This window comes from Roseomonas aerilata DSM 19363 (genome assembly GCF_000711725.1).
Lineage (GTDB): Bacteria > Pseudomonadota > Alphaproteobacteria > Acetobacterales > Acetobacteraceae > Roseomonas > Roseomonas aerilata.
Genome location: NZ_JONP01000009.1, coordinates 160,806 through 182,175, shown reverse-complemented (window position 1 = coordinate 182,175; position 21,370 = coordinate 160,806). Strand labels below are relative to the sequence as shown.

Here is a 21,370-nt window from a genome sequence, read left to right as displayed (position 1 = left end):
GGAAGGTTCTCATGGACACGAACACAGCGGGATCACCGGACGCGGCCTGGGTCGCGGCCCGGCAGGCGGAGTTCCGTGTCGCCCTGGCCGGCTTCGATGCGGCGAAGCCGATCCTCATCCTCGGCCACCACGACGCGGACGGGCTCTCCTCCACCGCCATCCTCGTACGCGCCCTCGCTCGCACCGGCCGTGCGACAGAGGTGCGGGTGCTCGGGCGGGGCGAGAATGTCTGGTCCCCGGAGATGGCGGCGGAGCTTCGTGGGCGCGGGATGGGCGGGCTCATCATCGCCGACCTCGGCACCCGGGTGGAACCGCCGCGGCCCGGCGTGCCGACAGTGTTGATCGACCACCATGTCCCGACCGGCGTGCCGGAGGAGGCGGTGCTTATCAGCGGGCACGGCCTGCACCCCACGCCGACCACCTCGCTTCTCGCCTGGTGGTGCGCGGCGGGGATCACGGAGGCGGACGACCTTCTCTGGCTCGCGGGCGTCGGCATCATCGGCGACATGGAGGAGGGTGCAGGCTTCGCGGAGCTGGCGGCGGCTCGGGAGCGCTGGGGGATTACCGCCCTGAGAAACGCCGTCTCCCTCGTCAACGCGCCGCGGCGGGCGAGCGCGGGCGATGCGGGCCCTGCCCTCGCGCTGCTGATGAAGGCAGGCGGCCCCAAGGAGGTGCTGTCGGGCGAGCACCCCGAGACGGCCGCGCTGCTGGCCGCCAGGGCCGAGGTGCAGGAGGCACTGGCGGAGGGCCGGCGCGCGGCGCCGCGCATCCAGGGGCAGGTGGCGATCATCCCGCTGCACTCGGCCTGCCAGATCCACCCGCTGATCGCCCAGCAGTGGAAGGGACGGCTGAAGGGAAAGGTCGTGATCGCCGCCAATACGGGCTACCGGCCGGGCTGGGTACATTTCGCCGCGCGCGCCGGGTCGGGCACGGATCTCATTCGCTTCTTCGCCGATCACCGGCCGGAGGGGGCTGACCCCGTGCAGTACGGCAACGGGCATCCCCAGGCCTCCGGCGGAGCGCTGGAGGCGGCGGCTTGGAACCGCTTTGTCACAGGGCTGGGTTTTGACGCCGCGTTACAGGTGCCGCCCTTCCCCTCCGCGCCGATGGAGGGATAGTCGAGTCAGGCCGGCGAGCGGGACCACGCCCGCGAAAGAGGCCGGCAGAACGCAAGAAAACACTTCAACAATGCGTGATCTAACGATAACGTCCCCGTGAGAGGAGGCGGGGGGCCTCCCGGGACAAGGGTAAGGTCATGCTGGACTTCAACGAAGCCGCCGCCGCGCGTTTCGCCGCCGTCGCGCCGGCCGCCCGGCCGGGCTTCATGTTCGCGACGGGCATCGAGAACAGCGCTCCCACCATCGACGGGGGCCGCATCCGCCGCGACCAGCTGGCCGAGTGCGGCCACTACGACCGCTGGCGCGAGGACTTCGCCCTCGTCCGGGAGACGGGCTGCGGCTATCTCCGCTACGGCCCGCAGCTGCACCGCTGCTTCGTAGCGCCCGGCCGCTACGATTTCAGCTTTGCCGAGGAAGCCTTTGACGCGCTTCGCCTGCAGGGCACGGTGCCGATCGTCGATCTCTGCCATTTCGGCGTGCCGGACTGGATCGGCGATTTCCAGAATATCGACTTCCCGGAACTCTTCGCCGACTACGCCGGTGCCTTCGCTCGGCGCTTTCCGTGGGTGCAGCTCTACACCCCCGTGAACGAGATGTTCATCACGGCAGTCTTCTCCGCCAAGTACGGGTGGTGGAACGAGCAGGCGAAGGACGATCGCTCCTACGTTACGGCCATCAAGAACGTCGTGCGCGCCAACGTGCTCGCCATGCACAAGATCCTGGAGGTGCGGCCGGACGCGCTCTTCGTGCAGTCCGAATCGACCGAGCACTTCCACCCCGAATGCCCCGCGGCCCTCGCCCACGCTGATTTCCGCAACGGCGAACGTTTCCTGACGCTCGACCTCAACTACGGCCAGCGCGTGTGCAGCGCGATGTACGAGTTCCTGCTCGACAACGGCATGACGCGCGACGAGTACCGCTTCTTCATGACGCAGGACCTGCGCCGCCACTGCATCATGGGCAACGACTGGTACGCCACGAACGAGCATCTCATTACCGGCGAGGGCAGCAGCCGCTGGGCCGGGGAGGTCTTCGGCTACGGGCCCGTCACGCGCCTCTACCACGACCGCTACCGCCTGCCGGTGATGCACACCGAGACAAATTGCGACGAGGGGCCGAATGGCGACGAGGCCGAGCGCTGGCTGTGGAAGCAGTGGGCCGGCGTCATGCGGCTGCGGCAGGACGGCGTGCCGATCCTCGGCTTCACCTGGTACTCGCTGACGGACCAGGTGGACTGGGACGTGGCGCTCCGCCAGCAGCGCGGCAAGGTGAACCCACGCGGCCTCTACGACCTCGATCGCAAGCCGCGGGCCGCCGGGCGCGCCTACCAGAAGCTCATCCGCGGCTGGTCCGAGGTGCTGTCGCGCCAGGGCTCCTGCCTGCATCCGATCCTCGCCGGGCAGGGCTGAAGGCGCATCCTCCCCTGCTCCGCGCCGGGTTCGACCGGCGCGGCGGGCTGGCGCCTATGGCGGCGTTGATGCCGTGCTTCACCTCGGCCGCGAGGGCGAAGCAGGATTCGCGGCCCGCCGGGTGAACGACGGGCGCGCCGCCACGTTCTGCCGGTTCAGCAAGGAGAGCGCCATGACCAAGGTATCCGAGCAGCGGTTGTTCGACGCCCTTGCGACCATCACCCGTGCCTTCGGCGAGGGCGGCTTTCCGCCGGTGGATGCCGCCGGCCCGGGGGCAGCAGATGGCGTCGCCGACGCCTCCCCCGCCATCGAGGCGCTGAGCGACGACACGCGGGAAGTGCTGGGCGAGGCGGCGCTGGCCGTGGCCTACGGCGCCTTCGCCTCCCGTGGGGGAGATGGCGGGGCGATCCACACCCTCGTCGCGGCCATGGGGCTCATGGCGCATCTCTCGGGCGAGGAGCCGGATCCGCCGGCCGAGATCCTATCCATCGCGGCGGAGGATGCGCGGGTGGAGGCCGAGATCGACCGCGCCGGGGAGGCCATCGACACCGAGTTCGGGCGCGACGCCCCCGCCGAGGCGCTGGTCGCGGCGCTGGAGGCACGGATTCTCGGCACCGCGATCACCCTGGCTGGCTGCACCCTGCCGGACAGCACGGCGGGCCAGTCCGAGGTGCGTCTGCGCGCGGCCCGCTGGCTCGCCCGGCTTTCGGCGGGGCTGATGGCGATGAACGTCGCCCAGGTGGGCAATGCGGCCGCCGCGGTGCCGGAGCCCTCGGCACCGGCCTAGGCGCCGGCCTGCAACCGCTGCCATCTTCCGACAGTTCTGTCACACGGAACAACACACCGGGAAGACAGGGCATGTGGAGAGAGCGGGAGGGCGCGGCGACATACCTGCAGGAGACGGGGGCATCCCATGCGGGTGGCGTGGTGCTGGCAGGCCTCCTCGCGGGCATGGCTGGCGTCGCCGCCATGACCCTGGCGGAGAAGCTTGAACAGGCCGTCACGGGGCGGCCCAACTCCTACGTGCCCGCCCACACGCTGGAACGTCTTCTCGGTCTCCCTCGGCGGCCCGACCGGGAACGGCTGGGGCTGAACTGGGCCATGCACTGGGGCCAGGGGATCCTGCTGGGCGTCGCGCGGGCGCTCATGTCGCGCTCCGGCTTCCGTGGACCGGTCGGGTCCTTCCTCTTCCTCAACCTGCGCCTGCTGAACGACCAGACGCTGGAGAACGCGACGGGCGTCGGCGCGCCGCCCTGGACCTGGCCGGTGGAGGAACAGGTCGTCGACCTGCTTCACAAGGGGATCTACGCCTTCGCGGCCGGAGCAGTGGCCGACCGGCTGGTGCTGCGCGGGCGGCACCCCTCGGGAAACTGGCGGCGCGGGGCGCCGGCCGATACGCAGAACTAAACGCCAACACGCGTGGCGGCGCCGCGGGAAGCCCGCCGCGCCGCCACACTGCTCGGTTCAGTCCGTCAGTGCTTGTCGGTAGCGTCGCGCAGAGCGTCCTTGGCACCGCCCATCGCGTTCTCGCCGGTGCCTTTCGCCTTGTCGACCTTGCCCTCGGCCTGTGTCTTCGTGTCGCCCGTGGCGGAGCCGACGGCGTCCTTGATAGCGCCCTTGGCCTTGTCTACCGCGCCGGAAATCCGATCCTTGTCCATCGTCACTCTCCTACTGCCCGGAGTCGCGTGGGCAGGAGAGAAACGCGGCCCGGCGAGGGGTGGTTGCCCTCTACGGCAGGTCAGGCCCAGTGGCGCTGGTAGAAAGGCTTGCCCCCCGTGCTCATCAGCGCGTGGTCGGTCGCGAAGAGGTCGGCGTAGTGCAGCAGCCAGGCCTCGGTGGTCGAGCCGTGGAAGGGCGCGTTCGTCGCGTGGGTCGCGACGGTGTTGACCACCTTCGACGGGAAGCCGAGGTCGCGCAGCATCATCGCCCCGGGCACGCCATGCGGCAGCTCGGCCGCCAGGGCGGATGCGCGTACGGTCCCCTCCTCCCGCACCATCAGCAGCGGCTTGTCGATGTCGTGCAGGACGAGGATCGGGATCATCACCTCGGGGTCCGTCTCCCGCCCCCAGTCGCGGGCGGCGCGGCGGGAGAGATCGATCCCCGCTCGCGTTACCTCGTTCACGTGGTCCATGAGGCGGTAGGAGGGGGCGATGAGGGAGTAAGGCATCTCCTCCAGTATCTCGAAAGGGCTGGAGACCCAGGCTGAGACCCAGGCGGTGATGATCGCCTCGCGCATCTCGGGCGATACGCTGTCCAGCCCGTCCAGCCAGCCGGCGACGCGCTGGCGGCGCACCGGGTCGCCCCGCTCGATCGTGAATCCGGCCATGCGCCACCCTCCCCCGTCGTCGGGGCCGATTGTCGACAAGTTCGGGCGCCCGGCCTAGACCGGGCCGATGACAATGCCGTCCCTCGCCCTCATGCGCTCGAAGCTCTTCGTGCCGGGCAGCCGGCCGGAATTGTTCGGGAAGGCGGTGGCCACGGCGGCGGATGCGCTCTCCCTCGACCTTGAGGACGCGGTGGCGCCGGGGCGGAAGGAGGAGGCGCGGGGCGCTGTCGCGACCTTCCTGCGGTCCCTGCGGCCGCGCGCGGTCGGAGCGCCGGCGAAGGTCATGATCGTGCGCGTGAACGGCCTCGCGACGCCGCTCTTCGAGGCCGATCTTCGAGCCATTATCGGGCCCGGCCTTGATGTCGTGAACCTGCCCATGGCGGAGTCGGCCGCCGACATCCACGCCGCCGCCGCTGCGTTGGAAGCCGCCGAGGCGGTGGCGGGGATCACTGGAAAGGTCGGCCTGCTCGCCAATATCGAGACGCCACGCGGCCTGCACGCGGCGGCGGAGATCGCGGCGGCCCATCCGCGCGTTGTCGGTCTGCAGATCGGCTACGGCGACCTCTTCGAGCCCGCGCGGATTGCGCGGGACAGCGAGGCGGCGCTCGACCATGTGCGACTTGTGGTGCGCTTCGCGGCCGCTGCGGCAGGCATCCCGTGCTTCGACGGCTCCCTCGCGGCCGTGGACGCGCCGGAGCGCTGCAAGGCCGAGGCGGAGGCCGCGCGGCGTCTCGGCTTCGCCGGGAAGTCCTGCATCCACCCGAGCCAGGTGCCGATCGTGAACGCCGCCTTCGCCCCCTCCGCCGCCGAGATCGCCCGGGCACGGCGCGTGCTGAAGGCTGCGCGGGAGCGGATCGCCGGCGGCACCGGCGCCTTCCTGGTGGAGGGCCAGATGGTGGACGCCCCCTTCATCGAGAGCGCGCGGGCGCTGGTGGCGTTGGCCGAGCGGCTGGGCACGGCGGAAGCATGAGCCCCACGCCCCTGCACCGCCGCGACTTCGACCCCACCGCGCGCGGCGCGCTGGACGGCGTCCGCGTGATCGACCTCTCGCGGCTCGTCGCGGGCAACCTGCTGACAAAGGTCCTCGCCGACCACGGGGCGGAGGTGGTGAAGGTGGAGCCGCCCGAGGGCGATTCGCTCCGCGCCTGGAAGGTTCAGGGCATCGAGACCTCCTGGAAGACCTGGTGCCGCAACAAGCGGAGCCTCTGCCTCGACCTCCGTCACACCGAGGCGCAGGCGCTCGTCCGGCGGTTGGCCGAAGGCGCGAGCATGCTCGTCGAGAGCTTCCGGCCGGGCGTGCTGGAGGCGATGGGGCTGGAGCCGGCAGCGCTGCTGGAAGCCAACCCGTCACTTGTGATCGTGCGCGTCTCCGGCTGGGGGCAGACGGGACCCTTCCGCCACAAGCCGGGCTTCGGGACGCTGGTGGAGGGCTACTCCGGCTTCGCTGCCATCAACGGCTTCGCGGACCGCGAGCCGGTGCTGCCGCCAATGTTTATGGGCGATGCCTATGCTGGCCTCTACGGTTCCGCTGCCGCGCTGATCGCCCTCCGGCACGCGGAGGCGACTGGCCAGGGTCAGGTGATCGACCTCTCCCTTTTCGACCCGATGCTGGCGGTGCTGGAGCCGCAGACGGCTAACTACGCCGTCACCGGGAAGCTGAAGCAGCGGACGGGCAGCCGTTCCACCAACACCGCGCCGCGCAACGCCTATCGCACGAAGGACGGGGGCTGGGTCTGCCTCTCCTCCTCCACCCAGGGGATGACGGAGAAGCTGTTCCGCTCGATCGGGCGGCCCGAGCTGATAGAGGATCCACGCTTCCGCACCAACCCCGACCGCCTCCGCAACTGGGAGGTGCTAGACGGCATCGTCGCCGGCTTCGTCGCGGAGCGGACCACGGCGGAGAACCTGGCGCATTTCGACGCGGCCGGGGTCACCATCGGGCCCATCAAGGATGCGGCCGGCCTGCTGGACGACGCCTTCGTGGCCGAGCGCCAGTCGTTGGTTGAGGTGCCGGACGAGAGCATGCCCGGCGGCTGGCTGCCCATGCACGGGGAGGTGCCGCGCCTCTCGGCGACGCCGGGCATCCTGGCCCGTCCGGCGCCGCGATTGGGCGAGCACAACGAGGAAATCCTCGCCCCGCTGGTCGGCGCCGAGGAGTTAGCTCGGCTGCGGACGGCCGGCGTCGTGCGCGGCTAGGGTCCGGGCTTGCGCGCCGCGGCAGACCGTGCACCCCATCCGCCCGAGCAGGAGTTTTCGAAATGAAGGCGCAGAGCGTTCTCGAGACCATTGGCGGCACGCCGCATATCCGGCTCGGCCGGCTCTTCCCCTCGGCCGAGGTCTGGATCAAGTCCGAGCGCGCGAATCCCGGCGGCTCGATCAAGGACCGGATCGGTATTGCGATGATCGAGGCCGCGGAGGCGAACGGCACCCTCCGCCCCGGCGGCACCATCATCGAGCCGACCTCCGGCAACACGGGCGTGGGCCTGGCCATGGCGGCGGCGGTGAAGGGCTATACCCTCATCCTCGTCATGCCCGAGAGCATGTCGGTCGAGCGACGCCGGCTGATGCAGGCCTATGGCGCCACCTTCGACCTGACGCCGCGCGAGAAGGGCATGAAGGGCGCCATCGCCCGCGCGGAGGAGCTGGTGGCGGCAACCCCCGGCGCCTGGATGCCGCAGCAGTTCGAGAACCCCGCGAACATCGACATTCACGTCCGCACCACCGCGCGGGAGATCCTGGCCGACTTCCCGGAGGGCATCGACGTGCTGATCACCAGCGTCGGCACGGGCGGGCACATCACCGCCTGCGCCCAGGTGCTGAAGGGGGAGTGGCCGGGGCTGAAGGTCTTCGCGGTGGAGCCCGCGGCCTCCCCGGTGATCTCGGGCGGGGCGCCCGCGCCGCACCCTATCCAGGGGATCGGCGCGGGCTTCGTGCCGGCTAACCTGCACGTCGCGCTGCTCGACGGCGTGATCCAGGTCTCCGCCGACGACGCGAAGGAATACGCCCGCCGCTCGGCACGCGAGGAGGGGCTGCTGGTCGGCATCTCCTCCGGCGCGACGCTCGCGGCCATCGCGCAGAAGCTGCCGGAACTGCCACAGGGCGCGCGCGTGCTCGGCTTCAACTACGACACGGGGGAGCGCTACCTTTCGGTGCCCGACTTCCTGCCGGCCTGATCGCTCCACGCCTTCGACGGAACGACGCTCCCCAGCCTCAGCCCCCGTGCGCGGACCCGCAAGACGCCGTCCGCGCCCGGTGGGTGCTTGCCGCCGGCCGCCAGCTCGGGTGATCTCCCCCGCCACGCGAATGCCCTGCCGAGGACAAGGACTACCGATGAGCCGCCTCTTCGAACCCCTGCAGCTCGGCGGCCTCCGTCTGGCGAACCGCATCGTCATCGCGCCCATGTGCCAGTACTCGGCGGAGGACGGCGCGGCAGGCGACTGGCACATGATCCATCTTGGCCATCTCGCGCTCTCCGGTGCCGGCCTCATGATTCTTGAGGCCACGGCCGTCTCGCCGGAGGGCCGCATCTCGCCGGCCGATCTCGGCCTCTACTCCGACACGGACGAGGAGGCGCTGGGGCGGGTGCTGCGGGCCTTGCGCGCCCATTCGCCCATGCCTGTCGCGGTGCAGCTCAGCCATGCCGGCCGGAAGGCCTCCAGCCGCGCGCCCTGGGAAGGCGGTGCCCAGATCCCACCGGATGCGCCCGGCGGCTGGAAAACCGAGGCGCCCTCCGCCCTGCCTCACTCCCCGGGGGAGGAGGTGCCGGTCGCGCTCGATCGCGCGGGCCTGGACCGCGTGCGCGACGATTTCGTTCGTGCGGCCGAGCGCGCGGCAAGGCTCGGGCTGGAGGCGATCGAGATCCACGGGGCGCATGGCTACCTGCTGCACCAGTTCCTCTCCCCCCTCGCGAACGAGCGGACGGACGAGTACGGCGGCAGCCTCGAGAACCGGATGCGCTTCCCGATCGAGGTCTTCGAGGCCGTGCGCGCCGCCTTCCCGGCGGAGCGGCCGGTCTGGATGCGCATCTCCGCCACCGACTGGGTGCCGGGCGGCTGGGACATCGAGGGCACCATCGCCCTTTCCCAGGCCTTGAAGGCGCGGGGATGCGCCGCGATCCACGTCACCACGGGCGGCGTCTCGCCGCGGCAGGCGATAGCGCTGGGGCCGGGCTACCAGGTGCCCTTCGCACGGCAGGTGAAGGAGGCGGCGGGATTACCGACGATGGCTGTCGGGCTGATCACCGAGCCCGAGCAGGCCGAGGAGATCATCGCGCGCGGCGACGCCGACGCGGTCTCGCTCGCCCGCGCGATGCTCTACGATCCCCGCTGGCCCTGGCATGCGGCGGCGCGGCTTGGCGCCACGGTCAGCGCCCCGAAGCAGTACTGGCGGTCCCAGCCTCGCGAGTACAAGGAACTGTTCGACAGCGCGCGCCACGGACAGCGCTGATCGACAGCCTGCAAGGGGCTGTAGCAAGCCCGCCACCTTCTGCGACCCTGCGCCCGCGAGGCGCGGAGTGGAAACGGCGCCCCGCATGCGCCGCGTTCTTTCCCGCCTGACCGCCATGCGACGCGGCGATCAAGCCGCCGTCCACGAGCCCGTCAGATCACTTGCCCGTGCAGGAAACCGAGCGCCGGCAGGGGCCGCCAACTTCGCGGCAGGTCCGCGCGACGGATGGGCGAGACGGAATAGTTTGGCAGTGGCATGCTGGAGCTGCGGAGGAAGGTGGCGTAAGCCCGGACCTGCTGCTCCCGCCAATTGCGGTCCGCATCAGCGGCGGCACGGCTGGGATAGATTTCCGCTACCCTGGTCTTGCGTCCAACGGCGGCTACGACTGCCCAGAGCTTGTCGTCCCGCGCGCGGCTCAAGCTGACCACCCGATCGGGAAGATTCCCCTGGACTGGCTGGTTCATGCACGGCCTTTCGTTCCGGTGCCGCGGTGTCGGCGGTCGGTTGTCGCGTCCATGTCATATAATCTGTGCCTCGCCGATCCGTGGTGCAAGGCGGAGCGCGACTAAACGGGCCTGTTCACCGGCGCCGGCCGAGCGCGTCCCCGCTCGGGCACACGCTACGCCCGCCAGCCTTCGTCAGGCCGGCGCCGGATGTCATCCGGCCATCACACAACCTCCCTGCCCAGTGTCACGGTCCCGCGCCAAAGGCCCGCCATAGCTTACTGGAGAGACCACGATGGCCACCTTTCGCCTGAGCCGCCGCGCCGCGCTTGCGGGTGCCGGCACGTTGCTGGCCGCCCCGCGCCTCTCCCTCGGCCAGGGCACCGCGCCCGCCGTCATGCCCGGAACCTCCGCCCGGCCGCAGGCGAATTGGGGCGCCGCAACGGGTGACGTCTCGGCCGACCGCGCGCTCATCTGGAGCCGGGCGGACCGGCCGGCGCGCATGCTGGTCGAGTGGGCCACCACCGAAGGCTTCCGCGACGCCAAGAGGCTCAACGGCCCGCATGTGACGGAGGCGACGGACTTCACGGGCAAGCTCGACCTTTCAGGCCTGCCGCCTGACCAGGAGATCTTCTACCGTGTCCGCTTCCAGGACCTCTCCGACCCCCGCGCCGCCTCCGAACCCGTGGTCGGCCGCTTCCGCACGGTGCCGGTCTCGCGCCGCGACGTGAAGTTCCTCTGGTCCGGCGACACGGTCGGCCAGGGCTGGGGCATCGACGAGAGCCGTGGCGGCATGGTCACCTACGAGTCCATGCGCAAGACCGGCGCGGACTTCTTCATCCATTGCGGCGACACGATCTATGCCGACAGCGTCATCCCCGCGCAGATCCGTTACCCGGATGGCACGGTGTCGAACCAGATCACCACGCCCGAGAAGAGCAAGGTGGCGGAGACGCTGGCGGAGTTCCGCGGCGCGCATCGCTACAACCTCCTCGACCGCAACGTCCGCGCCTTCCACTCGGAGGTCGCGCAGATGTGGATGTGGGATGACCACGAGGTGACCAACAATTGGTCGGACTCGAAGGATCTCTCGGGGAACGCCGCCTACCGCGAGAAGCACATCGGGCAGCTCCGCGCGAATGCCACGCGCGCGTTCCTCGACTACGCGCCGCTCCGCATCAACACGGACGAGCCGGAGCGCGTGTACCGCAAGGTCTCCTACGGCCCGCATCTCGACCTCTTCATGCTCGACATGCGCTCCTACCGCGGGCCGAACAGCCCCAACCGGCAGGAGGTGGCGGGACCGGAGACGGATTTCCTCGGCGCCGCCCAGCTTCGCTGGCTGCGCGACGGCCTGGCCTCCTCCCGCGCGACCTGGAAGGTCATCGCGGCTGACATGCCGATCGGGCTGCAGGTGCCGGACGGCAAGGACGCGGGAGGGCGGGCGCTGTTCGAGGCGATCGCCAACGGCCACGGCCCCGCACTCGGCCGGGAGCTCGAGATCGCGAGCCTTCTCTCGGCAATCAAGGCGAATGACGTGCGCAACGTCGTCTGGCTGACCGCCGATGTGCACTACACGGCGGCCCACCACTACCACCCGGACCGCGCGCAGTTCCGCGACTTCAAGCCCTTCTACGAGTTCGTCAGCGGCCCGCTCTGGGCTGGCGGCTTCGGCCCGAACGCGCTGGACGACACCTTCGGGCCGGAAGTGGTCTGGCAGAAGGCGCCCGGCACCAACAACGCCGCGCCGGGCGAGGGCACGCAGTTCTTCGGCGAGGTGCAGATCGCCGGTGAGGACGGCGCGATGACGGTGCTGCTGAAGGACCTGACGGGCGCTACCCTCTGGCAGCGCCGTCTGGTGCCGGAGCCCGTCTGAGTCTCTGCCCGAAACGGAGTGCCGGCGGCCTGCCGGCATTCCGTCGCGGTCAGGCGTCGTCCAGGGCCAGCTCCTGTTGCACGAGGCTCGCCCAATAAGCGGAGCCGAGCGCCAGGGCCTCGTCGTTGAAGTCGTAGAGCGGCGTGTGGACGTTGTGGAAGCTGCCGTCCGGGTTACTGCCATTGCCGATCCGCATGAAGGCGCCGGGCTTCTCGGCCAGCATGAAGGCGAAGTCCTCGCCGCCCGTGCTCATGGGTATGTCGCCAACCTTCCCCTGCCCTACCAGGGCGGCGGCCGCGGCAACGGCGACGGGCACCTTCTCCGCCGCGTTCACCGTCGGTGGGCAGAGCGGCTCGTAGACAGCCTCGGCAGTGCAACCATGGGCGCTGGCCAGGCTCTCGGCCAGCTCGGCGAGGCGGCGGCGGATGGTGGCCTGGGCGTCGGGTCGGAAGAAGCGGGCGGTGCCGCGGACCACCACCTCCGACGGCATGACGTTGGGCGAGTTGAAGGCGCCGCCCGAGACATGGCCGACGCTGACCGCTGCCGGCTCCGTCGGGTGCAGGTTACGCGGCAGGATGGTGTGCACGGCCAGCAGGAAATGGCCGAGCGCGACCGTCACGTCCGTGGCGAGGTGGGGCGCCGCGCCGCCATGGCCGCCGGTGCCGCGGAAGGTGACGCCCCAGAAATCCGCGCCGGCCAGGATCGGGCCGGGGCGCGTGGCGAACTCGCCCACGGGGATGCCGGGCGAGTTGTGCAGCCCGTAGACAGCATCGACGGGGAAGCGGTCGAAGAGCCCGTCCTCAATCATCGCCTTCGCGCCCGTCGCCGCCTCCTCGGCGGGCTGGAAGATGAACTGGACGGTGCCCGCGAAGTCGCGGTGATCGGAAAGGTATCTTGCCGCGCCCAGCAGCATGGCCGTGTGCCCGTCATGGCCGCAAGCGTGCATCTTCCCGGGAACCCGTGAACGATGGGCGAAGCTGTTCGCCTCCTCGATGAACAGCGCGTCCATGTCCGCGCGCAGGCCGATGGCGCGCTGGCCCGGCCGGCTGCCCTTGAGCGTACCGACCACGCCGGTCACACCAACCTTCTCCGTGACCTCCAGTCCCCATTCCCGCAGCTTCTCAGCCACCAGCGCCGCCGTGCGCACCTCCTCGAAGCGCGTCTCGGGGTGCATGTGGATGTCGCGGCGGATGGCGATCAGCTCGTCGGCATAGCCCTGGATTTCGGTCAGGATGGCGTCGCGCGGCATGGGCCTCTGGTTTCTAAAATTCGTCTTGCAGGTGCGAAAGGCTGCTTGTGCTGTCCCGGCCGGTCAAGGCGTGGGCGCGCTTCCGTGGGCCTCGCCGCGGCGCGGATGATCAAGAACGCGGCATCCCTGGTGCTTCCCACGCTTGCCGCAGCGCCGCCCGGGTCCATCATCGGGTAACCCGCCGCTTGAACGGACCCGCGACGCTTGCAACACCCCCTCCCCCGCCGTCGCGGCCTCCTCCTGGCCTCGCTCGCCCTGCCGGCGCTGCAGGGCTGCGCCCCTCCCCTGACGCCGATGCCCGCGGGTCAAGCGGCGCCCGAGGCGGCTGCCCTGCTCGGCCGCAGCGCCGAGGCGCATGGATCCCGGGCACTCGCGGGGCTCGCGGACATCAGCGTGAGCTATTCCGGCGAGTGGCCGGGGCTGATTGATCGGCTCCAGCCCGTCCTGGTGGACAAGGGATTCCGCGGAAGCTCCGAGGAGCGGGTGCTGCTCCGGCCAGGATTGGTGGGGCAGGAGCATCGCGGTCCGATGGGCCGGAAGAACGTCATCCGTAAGGAGTCGTCGGCCGCGCAAGGTGAGGTCCGCGTCTGGTTCAACGGCGAGGAGGCGGTGGACACGGAACGCCGCGCCGCCGCGGCGCTGGTGGTCGACGGCTATGGCCTTTTCCTCCTGGGCCCGATGAGCCTCGCCCACCTCCGCGCTGCCGGCCGTCCCGTGGGGCTCGCCCTCGCCGGAACCGAGCGGGTGGACCTCGACGGGGTGGGCCACGACTGTGACGTGCTCCGCGTCCGCGTCTCGCCCGGCCTCGGCTTCTCAGAGGCGGACGACCTCGCCCTCTTCATCGACCGAGGCGAGGGGCTGATGCGGCGGGTGCGCTTCTCCCTCAACGGGCTCGAGAGCACCCGCGGCGCGGTCGCGGAGGTGGACCTTTTTGATTTCATTACGGCCGGCGGCCTCCGCCTGCCCACCCGCTTCCACGAGCGGCTGATCCGCCCGCTTCCACTGCCGGTACACGATTGGCGGCTCACCGGCCTCGATCTCAACCGCGGGATGGTAGCGGAGGAGATCGCTGGCCCTGCCTTCCTCGGCCGGGCGGCGCGGCCGGCGGCACCGCTGGGGCGGCCCTGAACCGGCCACGGCAGCCCTTGGCTTCGCTGCAACGAAGTGGTCCATAATCCCGGCCGTGCGCCCAGCCGGCTGGATCACCCGCGGGCGGCGCCAAGAACAGCACGCTATCCGGGGGAAAGCTCGTCCATGCCCAATACCAGGCGCCGCCTGCTCGCGGCCTCCGCCGCCCTGCCGCTCGTCGCCCTGCGGACGCGCCCCGCGGCGGCGGCCGACTTCAACCTCAAGCTCGCCACCAACCTGCCCGCAACGCACCCCATGAACCTGCGGATCGGGCACGCCATGGAGCGCATCAAGGCCGGCACGGGCGGGCGCGTGGAGATGCAGCTCTTCCCGAACAGCCAGCTCGGCTCCGATACGGACATGCTGAGCCAGGTGCGCTCGGGGGCGCTCGAGTTCTTCACCCTCTCGGGCCTGATCCTCGCGACCCTCGTGCCGCTGGCCGCGCTGAACGGCGTCGGCTTCGCCTTCAAGGACTACGACCAGGTCTGGGCCGCGATGGACGGGCCGGTGGGCGCGCTGATCCGCGCCGAGATCGAGAAGCGCGGCCTGATCGCCTTCGAGAACATCTTCGACAACGGCTACCGCCAGGTCACGACGAGCACGAAGCCGGTCCGCGCGCCCGAGGACCTGCGCGGCATGAAGCTGCGCGTGCCTGTCAGCCCGCTCTGGACCTCCATGTTCCGCGCCTTCGATTCCGCACCCGCTTCGATCAACTTCAACGAGGTCTATTCGGCGTTGCAGACGAAGATCGTGGACGGGCAGGAGAACCCGCTGGCGGTGATCGATACCGCCAAGCTCTACGAGGTCCAGAAGTTCTGCTCCGTCACGAACCACATGTGGGACGGCTTCTGGCTGCTGGCGAACCGCCGCGCCTTCGAGCGCCTGCCGCGCGACGTGCAGGCCGTCATCTCGCGGGAGATGAGCCGCGCCGCGAAGGAGGAGCGCGCGGATATCGCCGCCCTGAACAGCGCGCTCACGGGCAAGCTGGGCGGGAGTGGCCTCACCTTCAACGACGTCGACCCGGCCCCCTTCCGCGAGGCGCTCCGCAAGGCCGGCTTCTACGCGGAGTGGCGCGGCAAGTTCGGTGACCAGGCCTGGTCCGTGCTGGAAGGCGCCGTCGGGAGCCTCTCGTGAGCGTGGCGGTCGGCTCGGAGGGCACAGTGGCGGAGAGGCGCGAGGCCGGGGTCGCAGCGCTCGCCGAGCGCCTCCTGCGCCACCTTGTCGAGGTTCCGGCGGCCCTCATCGTGCTCGCGGAGATCGGCATCCTCTTCGCGGGCGTCGTCGCGCGCTTCGCCCTGCACCGGCCCATCGTCTGGTCCGACGAACTGGCCTCGATCCTCTTCCTCTGGCTGGCCATGCTAGGCTCGGTGATCGCGCTCCAGCGCGGTCAGCACATGCGGCTGACCGCGCTGGTCACGGCCCTGCCGCCTCGTGCGCAGGTGCTGCTGGAGGTGTTGGCGGTCGGCGCCAGCGCGCTCTTCCTCGCGGCGATCCTGCCGCAAGCCGCCGAATACGCGGAGGACGAGTGGTTCATTGAGACCCCGGCGCTCGGCTGGTCCAACATGATCCGCGCGGGCGCCATACCCGTCGGCTGCGCGCTCATGCTGGCGACCTGCGCCGTCCGGCTCCTGCGCCATCGCGCGGTTGACCTCCTGATCGTCGCGGCGGGGCTGGGCGCGATCGCTGGGCTGTTCTGGCTGCTCGGGCCGGCCATCAAGGGCATGGGGCACTGGAACCTCATGGTCTTCTTCGTCGGCCTCCTGATGCTTGGCGTTCTCTCCGGCGTGCCGATCGGCTTCTCCTTCGGCCTCGCGACCCTCGCCTATCTTTCGACAACCACCAGCGTGCCGCTGACGGTGATCGTCAGCCGCATGGATGAGGGGATGAGCTCCCTCATCCTCCTGGCCGTGCCGCTCTTCGTCTTCCTCGGCGTGCTGATCGAGATGACGGGCATGGCGAAGGCGATGGTGGATTTCCTCGCCTCGCTGCTCGGCCATGTCCGGGGTGGCCTGTCCTACGTGCTGCTCGGGGCGATGTATCTCGTCTCCGGCATCTCCGGCGCCAAGGCCGCGGACATGGCGGCGGTGGCGCCGGTGCTCTTCCCCGAGATGCGGCGGCGCGGATCGAATGAGGGCGAGATGGTCTCGTTGCTTTCCGCCTCGGGCGCGATGAGCGAGACGATCCCACCCTCGCTCGTCCTGATCACCATCGGCTCCGTCACCGGCGTTTCCATCGCCGCGCTCTTCACCGGCGGTCTGTTGCCCGGCTTCGTGCTCGCGCTGGCGCTGGCCGTCATCGCCTGGCGGCGCTCGCGGGATGAGGACATGTCGGGCGTGCAGCGTCCCTCGGCGGGCGTGATCCTCAAGGCCTTGCTGGTCGCGCTGCCGGCACTCGTCCTGCCCTTCCTCATCCGCGCGGCGGTGGTGGAGGGCGTGGCGACAGCGACCGAGGTATCGACCATCGGGATCGGCTACGCCGTCGTCGCCGGGCTGGTTTTCTACCGCAGCTTCGACTGGCGACGGATCTACCCGATGCTGGTCGAGACAGCGGCGCTTTCGGGCGCGATCCTGCTCATCATCGGCACAGCGACCGGGATGGCCTGGGCGCTGACGCAGTCGGGCTTCTCGCGCGATCTGGCGGCGGCCATGCAGGCGATGCCCGGCGGCCGCTGGGGCTTCCTGCTGGTCTCGATTTTCGCCTTCATCGTGCTGGGCAGCATCCTCGAGGGGATTCCCGCCATCGTCCTCTTCGGGCCGCTGCTCTTTCCCATCGCGCGGCAGCTCGGTGTGGACGAGGTGCATTACGCGATCGTCGTCATCCTCGCGATGGGCCTCGGCCTTTTCGCGCCGCCCTTCGGCGTCGGCTACTATGCCGCCTGTGCGATCGGGCGGGTGAGCCCGGACGCAGCCATGCGGAGGATCTGGCCGTATATGGGCGCGCTGCTTGTCGGGCTGCTCGTGGTGGCGGCGGTGCCCTGGATCTCCACCGGCTTCCTCGGGCGTTGAGCGGGCGACACCGGGATACGAGGCCCGCACATCCTCCCGGTGGTCGTCGAGCATGGCCTGGGCCTGGGCCTACTCGAAGGCCGCGCCGCGCAGATCCGCGAGCCGGTCACAAACCTGCTGATGGTCCGCGCCGACCCTCGATGGCGGCGTGACCTGCTTCTGGCGGGCGATCTGCATCATCTCCTGATTGGCACGGCCATGATCCTCGATCATCCGCGCTGCCAAGCGCTTCACCGCCGGCGATCAGCGGGACAGAAAGTGCTGCTCCCAAGAATGCCCGCTTCATCGGATGCCTCCTCCGAAAGCGGTCATCGGCGCGACGTTGCGCCAGCCCCGGACCGACCGCGCCCTGGCGGGCCATGGCAGGCAAAGGCGGCGAGAGGGGCTGCGCTCCCCTCCCGCCACATCCCTGGCCGGGCCGTCCCGCCCGTGCCCGCTCATCCGCAGCGGGCGCGCGGGACTCAGGCCGCCTGGCCGCCGGCGGGCACGGCCGCCTGCGGCGGCGGCGCCGCGCCGCTCGCGACCTTCAGGCACTGCGTCACCGCATCGTGCAGCGAGGCCGTGAAGTAGTCGGCCCCGACCGCCTTTGCCTGGGCCTTATCCGTCAGCACCGCCTCCCCTTCCGGCCAGAGGCCGACCAGCAGCGGCACGCCTGGCAGCCTCTGTCGCAGACGGCGCAGAAGGTAGCGGAGATGCGCGGGGCTGCCGGAGATATCGAGGTAGGAGATGCAGACCATCGCCACTCCCGTGGTGTCGAGATGCCCGACCTGCTCGCGGGAACTCGCCTCGTGCGGCACGACCCGCGCGCCAACGCCGTGCTTCGAGAGGAGCTGCGCCAGCATGGCCGAGGCCGCCTCATCCAGCGGGCCGCGCCCCGCGAGGCAGAGGACAGGCCGCTCCCCGGCCCAGGCGCCCGGCCGCTCCGCCAGAGGCGGAAGAGGCACCGAGGGTGCGGTCTCGCGCGGCGGCTCAATCGTACCCTTCTCCGCGGCTGCGGCGGCGGCCTTCGGCGAAGGATCCTCATCGGGGACCGAGGCAAGGTCGCCGACCAGGCCTGAGGCGGCGTTACGTAGCCGCTCCAAACGGTCCGGTGGCAGCACACCGCGCTCCACGTCGTTCGCCGCGAGCCGGAGCCCCTGCAGCGCCACCTCGTCGTAATAGGCGGTGAGAGAACGGTCCTTCAGCAGGGTCTCCGCCTGGGAAAGCGCCTCGTCCGTGTCTCCTGCCAGCATGCGCTGGTAGAAATTCTCTACCGGTGTGAGCGCTGGCCGGTCGCCGAGCATGACGTCGAGGAAGGCGAGCCGCTCGACATGCCGCCCGAGGACGACGAGGCAGAGCGTGAGCGGGGTGGCGAGGATCAGTCCGATGGGGCCCCAGAGCCAGGTCCAGAAGATCGCGGCGACAATGACCGAAACCGGCGAGAGGCCGGTGCTGTGCCCGTAGACCAGCGGCTCCACCACCTGCCCCATCACCGGCTCGGCGATCGCGAAAAGGGCGGCGGTCCAGAGCACGGTGGCCCAGCCGGGCTCAGTGCCGGCGGCGAGCACGAGCGGCAGGGCGGCCGCGAGGATCGAGCCCACATAGGGCACGAAGCGGAAGAGCGCGGCAAGGATGCCCCAGACAATCGGGCTCGGCACGCCGATGACGTAGAGGCCGATGGTGATGATCACGCCGAAGGCGCCGTTGAGCATCAGCTGCGCGAGGAAGTACTTGCTCAGCCGCCGCCCCGCGTCGTCCAGCGCCTCCGTCGTCCGGTGAAGGTCGCTCGACCCGAAAAGCCGTATCAGCCGGTCCCGAAGGTCCGCCTGCTGCATGAGGACGAAGACGGCCACGATGAAGACGATGAGCGTCGTCTCCAGCGGGCCGAGGACCGGCGAAAGGAACTTCCGCGCCAGCTCGATCGTGGAGGAGCCGCCCTGCTGGATCTCCACTGGGATCGGCCGGCGGTCTCCACTGCTTTCGGAACCCGGGAGACCAGGAAGCGCCGGACGTTCCACCGGCGGCATAGGCGCCGCAGGCGCTGCGCCGTCCGGCGCCCCGGCGGGGGTGGACTGGTTGTTCAAGCGGCGCGAAAGCTCGTTGATCCGGCCAAAGGCGGCGCCCTGCACCGATTCCACCTTCTGCTGAATGGCAGTCTGGTAGCTCGGCGCATTGCTCGCGAGCCCCGCGATCTGTACGCCGATGATGCTACCGACGAGCGAGAGCACCCCGAGCGCCAGCACCACTGACAGCAGTGCGGCGGCGACATGCGGAAGCCCGACGCGCCGGAGCAGCGCCACCAGCGGCGCCAGCACGAAGGAGAGGAGGATTGCCAACGTAATGGGGATCAGCACCTCCCGCGCGAGATAGAGCGCGGAGACGATCACGACCCCCACGACCACGTTGACGAGGTGCGCGAGCTCGGGCGATGGCGGCGGCTGAACTTGGACCGGCGGCCGCGGCTCCGGCGAGATGGTGGTACTCATGGGCTCAACCCTGTTCCGTCTTTTCCAGGACAGCAACGCAGCGGCCCGCGTAACGTCGCGCCCGCCGATCGGGCACCCGGCGATCAGGCCTAAACGGGCTCAGCCCAGGCGGGCGTGATAGTGGTCCCAGGTCTTCCGGAAGAGGCTCATGGACCAGAGCCGCTCGCGGATCCGGGCCCGCTGGACGTCGTCGAACACGAAGGGCGTGCCGATGCCCAACGCCGCGACCTGGCGCGAGGCGTTCTCCTCGAGATAGGCGGCCAGGGCGAAGCAGGTGACGAGATCCTCCGCCACGACGGTCGCGCCATGCGCCTTCAGCAGGATCGCGGGCCCGGCACCGAGGGCTGCCGCCAGCGCCGCGCCCGCCTCCCGCGTGTTGATGGACATCGGATCGTCGTAGACGGGGATATCACCGAGCAGCGCGCCCTGGGCGAAGACAGGCCTGTAGGGCGCACCCACGCTGGTGAGCAGCGTCGACCAGCGCGGGTGCAGGTGGATCACCGCGCCCGCATCGGGGCGCCGCCGATAGATCTCGGTGTGGATATGAAACTCGAGTGGCGGCCGCCCCGTCCCTGCGAGCCGCTGTCCCTCCGGGTCGATCTCCACCAGATCGGCGGCGGTGAGACGTCTCTTCGGCGCCACGGCGTCGTTGATGAGGATGCGTCCAGCGCGGCGCACGCTCGCATGGCCACTATGGTCGATCATCTCCGCGCCTTCGAGCATGCGCAACGCATCCACGAGAAGTGCCTTGTCGAGCGCATCGAATCCTGATGCCATCTGATGAATCATCCGTCCGCGTCTCCTGTTCTTGTTCGCCTGCCACCTGTGCCGTGCGCTGCATGCCACGCTAGGATCCGGCGGAGCGCCCGAAGCTAGCCGTCACCGGCAGGCCATTCACGCCGATAGAAACACAAGAGGAGGAAACAGCCTTGCGACGTACCCTGCTGAGACTATCCGTGGCCCTGCTGGGCGTCCATCTGGCCACAGGCGGCGCAGAAGCCGCCGGCACCGACTGGCCGCAGCGTCCTGTGCGTATCGTGGCGCCCTTCGCGCCCGGCGGTAGCGCCGATACGCTCGGCCGCATCATCGCTCGCGACCTGACGGACGCGCTGGGCCAGCCCTTCGTCGTCGACAATCGTCCCGGCGCAGGGGGACTGATCGGCGCGGCGCAGGTCGCGAGGGCGCCGGCCGACGGCTACACGCTCGTCATCTCCGGCATCGCTTCCCACGTGATCGCGCCCGCCACGAACACCGGCGGTGCGGAGTTCGACGGGCTGCGCGACTTCACGCACATTGCCTATCTCGGTGGTCCGCCCGTTGCCTTCGTCGTCGGCCCGCAGGCCACGAACCGCAGCCTTGCGGATGTCCTCGCCGCGGCAAAGGGCAACTCGACCGTCTCCTATGCCACGCCCGGCGCCGGCACGCATGGCGCGCTGATCGGCGACATGTTCACGCGGCTGACGGGCGCGAACATGGAGCCCATTCCCTACCGCGGCGGCGGCAACAGCATGACCGACCTGCTCGGCGGCTCCGTCGAGGCGGCCTTCATTGCCATCACCTCCGCCGCCGAGCCGCTCCGCGAACGTCGCCTCCACGGAATCGCCGTGAGCTCCGCCGAACGCCTACCCGCCTTCCCGAACCTGCCGACCTTCCGGGAACTCGGCTACCCAACGCTGACGGCAACGACCTGGTTCGGTCTCGCGGGTCCGGCGAACCTGCCTGAGCCCATCGTGGGGCGACTGAACGCGGAGGTGCGGCGCATCCTTGCCAAGCCGGAGATCCGCGCCCGCCTGGACGCGGACGGCATCGTCTCCCCTGCCCTCACCGCACCCGAGTTCAAGCGCTTCGTCGAGGAGGAGGTGGCCCGCTGGACGCCGCTCGCCCGCGCGTCGGTCAGATAGGATC

20 protein-coding genes are annotated in these 21,370 nt (G+C 70.2%); 13 read left to right on the top strand and 7 right to left on the bottom strand.

Going from position 1 to position 21,370, the window contains the following annotated elements; translation table 11 throughout:
• Positions 1 to 11: 11 nt before the first annotated feature.
• From BO39_RS12875 to BO39_RS12860, 4 genes are all read left to right on the top strand, one after another.
• On the top strand, positions 12 to 1,118 hold the full coding sequence (locus tag BO39_RS12875) for a single-stranded-DNA-specific exonuclease RecJ family protein (RefSeq protein WP_052402023.1): 1,107 nt from the start codon (positions 12 to 14) through the stop codon (positions 1,116 to 1,118).
• Positions 1,119 to 1,255: 137 nt separating this feature from the next.
• Positions 1,256 to 2,527: a family 1 glycosylhydrolase gene (locus BO39_RS12870; protein ID WP_211257440.1), complete on the top strand. Its 1,272-nt coding sequence runs from the start codon at positions 1,256 to 1,258 to the stop codon at positions 2,525 to 2,527.
• Between the two features lie 172 nt (positions 2,528 to 2,699).
• Entirely contained in the window at positions 2,700 to 3,314 is a 615-nt protein-coding gene (locus BO39_RS12865; RefSeq protein WP_156963671.1) for a hypothetical protein, read from the top strand.
• 71 nt (positions 3,315 to 3,385) lie between these two features.
• Positions 3,386 to 3,934, top strand: coding sequence for a hypothetical protein (locus tag BO39_RS12860; protein WP_211257439.1), 549 nt, complete (start codon positions 3,386 to 3,388; stop codon positions 3,932 to 3,934).
• 65 nt (positions 3,935 to 3,999) lie between these two features.
• On the opposite strand, the gene BO39_RS12855 is transcribed toward BO39_RS12860, so the two are convergent.
• Entirely contained in the window at positions 4,000 to 4,185 is a 186-nt protein-coding gene (locus BO39_RS12855; RefSeq protein ID WP_043833770.1) for a CsbD family protein, read from the bottom strand.
• Positions 4,186 to 4,265: 80 nt separating this feature from the next.
• A complete protein-coding gene (locus BO39_RS12850; protein ID WP_052402022.1) occupies positions 4,266 to 4,853 on the bottom strand; it encodes an HDIG domain-containing metalloprotein in 588 nt (195 codons plus the stop codon).
• 73 nt (positions 4,854 to 4,926) lie between these two features.
• On the opposite strand from BO39_RS12850, the gene BO39_RS12845 reads away from it, so the two are divergent.
• From BO39_RS12845 to BO39_RS12830, 4 genes are all read left to right on the top strand, one after another.
• On the top strand, positions 4,927 to 5,823 hold the full coding sequence (locus BO39_RS12845) for an HpcH/HpaI aldolase/citrate lyase family protein (protein ID WP_211257438.1): 897 nt from the start codon (positions 4,927 to 4,929) through the stop codon (positions 5,821 to 5,823).
• Complete coding sequence (locus tag BO39_RS12840; protein ID WP_043833769.1) at positions 5,820 to 7,049, top strand: CaiB/BaiF CoA transferase family protein; 1,230 nt, start codon at positions 5,820 to 5,822, stop codon at positions 7,047 to 7,049. Before BO39_RS12845 ends, BO39_RS12840 begins: the two co-directional genes overlap by 4 nt.
• Positions 7,050 to 7,111: 62 nt before the next feature.
• Entirely contained in the window at positions 7,112 to 8,026 is a 915-nt protein-coding gene (gene cysK, locus BO39_RS12835) for a cysteine synthase A (protein WP_043833768.1), read from the top strand.
• A gap of 157 nt (positions 8,027 to 8,183) precedes the next feature.
• Entirely contained in the window at positions 8,184 to 9,299 is a 1,116-nt protein-coding gene (locus BO39_RS12830) for an NADH:flavin oxidoreductase/NADH oxidase (RefSeq protein ID WP_043833767.1), read from the top strand.
• A 152-nt stretch (positions 9,300 to 9,451) separates the two neighbouring features.
• On the opposite strand, the gene BO39_RS12825 is transcribed toward BO39_RS12830, so the two are convergent.
• Complete coding sequence (locus tag BO39_RS12825; RefSeq protein WP_052402021.1) at positions 9,452 to 9,763, bottom strand: hypothetical protein; 312 nt, start codon at positions 9,761 to 9,763, stop codon at positions 9,452 to 9,454.
• 274 nt (positions 9,764 to 10,037) lie between these two features.
• On the opposite strand from BO39_RS12825, the gene BO39_RS12820 reads away from it, so the two are divergent.
• Complete coding sequence (locus BO39_RS12820; protein ID WP_043833766.1) at positions 10,038 to 11,618, top strand: alkaline phosphatase D family protein; 1,581 nt, start codon at positions 10,038 to 10,040, stop codon at positions 11,616 to 11,618.
• Between the two features lie 49 nt (positions 11,619 to 11,667).
• On the opposite strand, the gene BO39_RS12815 is transcribed toward BO39_RS12820, so the two are convergent.
• Positions 11,668 to 12,867, bottom strand: a complete 1,200-nt coding sequence (locus BO39_RS12815) for a M20 aminoacylase family protein (protein WP_043833765.1) — start codon at positions 12,865 to 12,867, stop codon at positions 11,668 to 11,670.
• 204 nt (positions 12,868 to 13,071) lie between these two features.
• On the opposite strand from BO39_RS12815, the gene BO39_RS12810 reads away from it, so the two are divergent.
• The 3 genes from BO39_RS12810 to BO39_RS12800 all read left to right on the top strand — a co-directional run bounded on the left by BO39_RS12810 (position 13,072) and on the right by BO39_RS12800 (position 17,000).
• Entirely contained in the window at positions 13,072 to 13,995 is a 924-nt protein-coding gene (locus BO39_RS12810; RefSeq protein ID WP_043833762.1) for a hypothetical protein, read from the top strand.
• Between the two features lie 126 nt (positions 13,996 to 14,121).
• Entirely contained in the window at positions 14,122 to 15,129 is a 1,008-nt protein-coding gene (locus tag BO39_RS12805) for a TRAP transporter substrate-binding protein (protein ID WP_043833760.1), read from the top strand.
• Positions 15,126 to 17,000: a TRAP transporter large permease subunit gene (locus BO39_RS12800; RefSeq protein ID WP_052402020.1), complete on the top strand. Its 1,875-nt coding sequence runs from the start codon at positions 15,126 to 15,128 to the stop codon at positions 16,998 to 17,000. The genes BO39_RS12805 and BO39_RS12800 overlap by 4 nt, the downstream gene beginning before the upstream one ends.
• 69 nt (positions 17,001 to 17,069) lie before the next feature.
• On the opposite strand, the gene BO39_RS31045 is transcribed toward BO39_RS12800, so the two are convergent.
• From BO39_RS31045 to BO39_RS12790, 3 genes are all read right to left on the bottom strand, one after another.
• Positions 17,070 to 17,234, bottom strand: coding sequence for a DUF4142 domain-containing protein (locus tag BO39_RS31045; RefSeq protein ID WP_281175550.1), 165 nt, complete (start codon positions 17,232 to 17,234; stop codon positions 17,070 to 17,072).
• Positions 17,235 to 17,461: 227 nt separating this feature from the next.
• Positions 17,462 to 19,465 (bottom strand): AI-2E family transporter, encoded by a 2,004-nt coding sequence (locus BO39_RS12795; protein ID WP_043833757.1) that lies wholly within the window; start codon positions 19,463 to 19,465, stop codon positions 17,462 to 17,464.
• Between the two features lie 99 nt (positions 19,466 to 19,564).
• A complete protein-coding gene (locus BO39_RS12790; RefSeq protein WP_043833894.1) occupies positions 19,565 to 20,242 on the bottom strand; it encodes a class II aldolase/adducin family protein in 678 nt (225 codons plus the stop codon).
• A 152-nt stretch (positions 20,243 to 20,394) separates the two neighbouring features.
• Here BO39_RS12790 and BO39_RS12785 point away from each other — a divergent pair, with 152 nt between their 5' ends.
• Positions 20,395 to 21,366, top strand: a complete 972-nt coding sequence (locus BO39_RS12785; protein ID WP_169742756.1) for a Bug family tripartite tricarboxylate transporter substrate binding protein — start codon at positions 20,395 to 20,397, stop codon at positions 21,364 to 21,366.
• Positions 21,367 to 21,370: the final 4 nt, after the last annotated feature.

What these genes read in the sequence shown, in the direction of transcription:
- BO39_RS12875 (WP_052402023.1), top strand. Translation starts at nt 12, where the DNA reads ATGGACACGAACACAGCGGGATCACCGGACGCGGCCTGGGTCGCGGCC.
- BO39_RS12870 (WP_211257440.1), top strand. Translation starts at nt 1,256, where the DNA reads ATGCTGGACTTCAACGAAGCCGCCGCCGCGCGTTTCGCCGCCGTCGCG.
- BO39_RS12865 (WP_156963671.1), top strand. Translation starts at nt 2,700, where the DNA reads ATGACCAAGGTATCCGAGCAGCGGTTGTTCGACGCCCTTGCGACCATC.
- BO39_RS12860 (WP_211257439.1), top strand. Translation starts at nt 3,386, where the DNA reads ATGTGGAGAGAGCGGGAGGGCGCGGCGACATACCTGCAGGAGACGGGG.
- BO39_RS12855 (WP_043833770.1), bottom strand. Translation starts at nt 4,185, where the DNA reads ATGGACAAGGATCGGATTTCCGGCGCGGTAGACAAGGCCAAGGGCGCT.
- BO39_RS12850 (WP_052402022.1), bottom strand. Translation starts at nt 4,853, where the DNA reads ATGGCCGGATTCACGATCGAGCGGGGCGACCCGGTGCGCCGCCAGCGC.
- BO39_RS12845 (WP_211257438.1), top strand. Translation starts at nt 4,927, where the DNA reads ATGCCGTCCCTCGCCCTCATGCGCTCGAAGCTCTTCGTGCCGGGCAGC.
- BO39_RS12840 (WP_043833769.1), top strand. Translation starts at nt 5,820, where the DNA reads ATGAGCCCCACGCCCCTGCACCGCCGCGACTTCGACCCCACCGCGCGC.
- cysK (WP_043833768.1), top strand. Translation starts at nt 7,112, where the DNA reads ATGAAGGCGCAGAGCGTTCTCGAGACCATTGGCGGCACGCCGCATATC.
- BO39_RS12830 (WP_043833767.1), top strand. Translation starts at nt 8,184, where the DNA reads ATGAGCCGCCTCTTCGAACCCCTGCAGCTCGGCGGCCTCCGTCTGGCG.
- BO39_RS12825 (WP_052402021.1), bottom strand. Translation starts at nt 9,763, where the DNA reads ATGAACCAGCCAGTCCAGGGGAATCTTCCCGATCGGGTGGTCAGCTTG.
- BO39_RS12820 (WP_043833766.1), top strand. Translation starts at nt 10,038, where the DNA reads ATGGCCACCTTTCGCCTGAGCCGCCGCGCCGCGCTTGCGGGTGCCGGC.
- BO39_RS12815 (WP_043833765.1), bottom strand. Translation starts at nt 12,867, where the DNA reads ATGCCGCGCGACGCCATCCTGACCGAAATCCAGGGCTATGCCGACGAG.
- BO39_RS12805 (WP_043833760.1), top strand. Translation starts at nt 14,122, where the DNA reads ATGCCCAATACCAGGCGCCGCCTGCTCGCGGCCTCCGCCGCCCTGCCG.
- BO39_RS12795 (WP_043833757.1), bottom strand. Translation starts at nt 19,465, where the DNA reads ATGAGTACCACCATCTCGCCGGAGCCGCGGCCGCCGGTCCAAGTTCAG.
- BO39_RS12790 (WP_043833894.1), bottom strand. Translation starts at nt 20,242, where the DNA reads ATGGCATCAGGATTCGATGCGCTCGACAAGGCACTTCTCGTGGATGCG.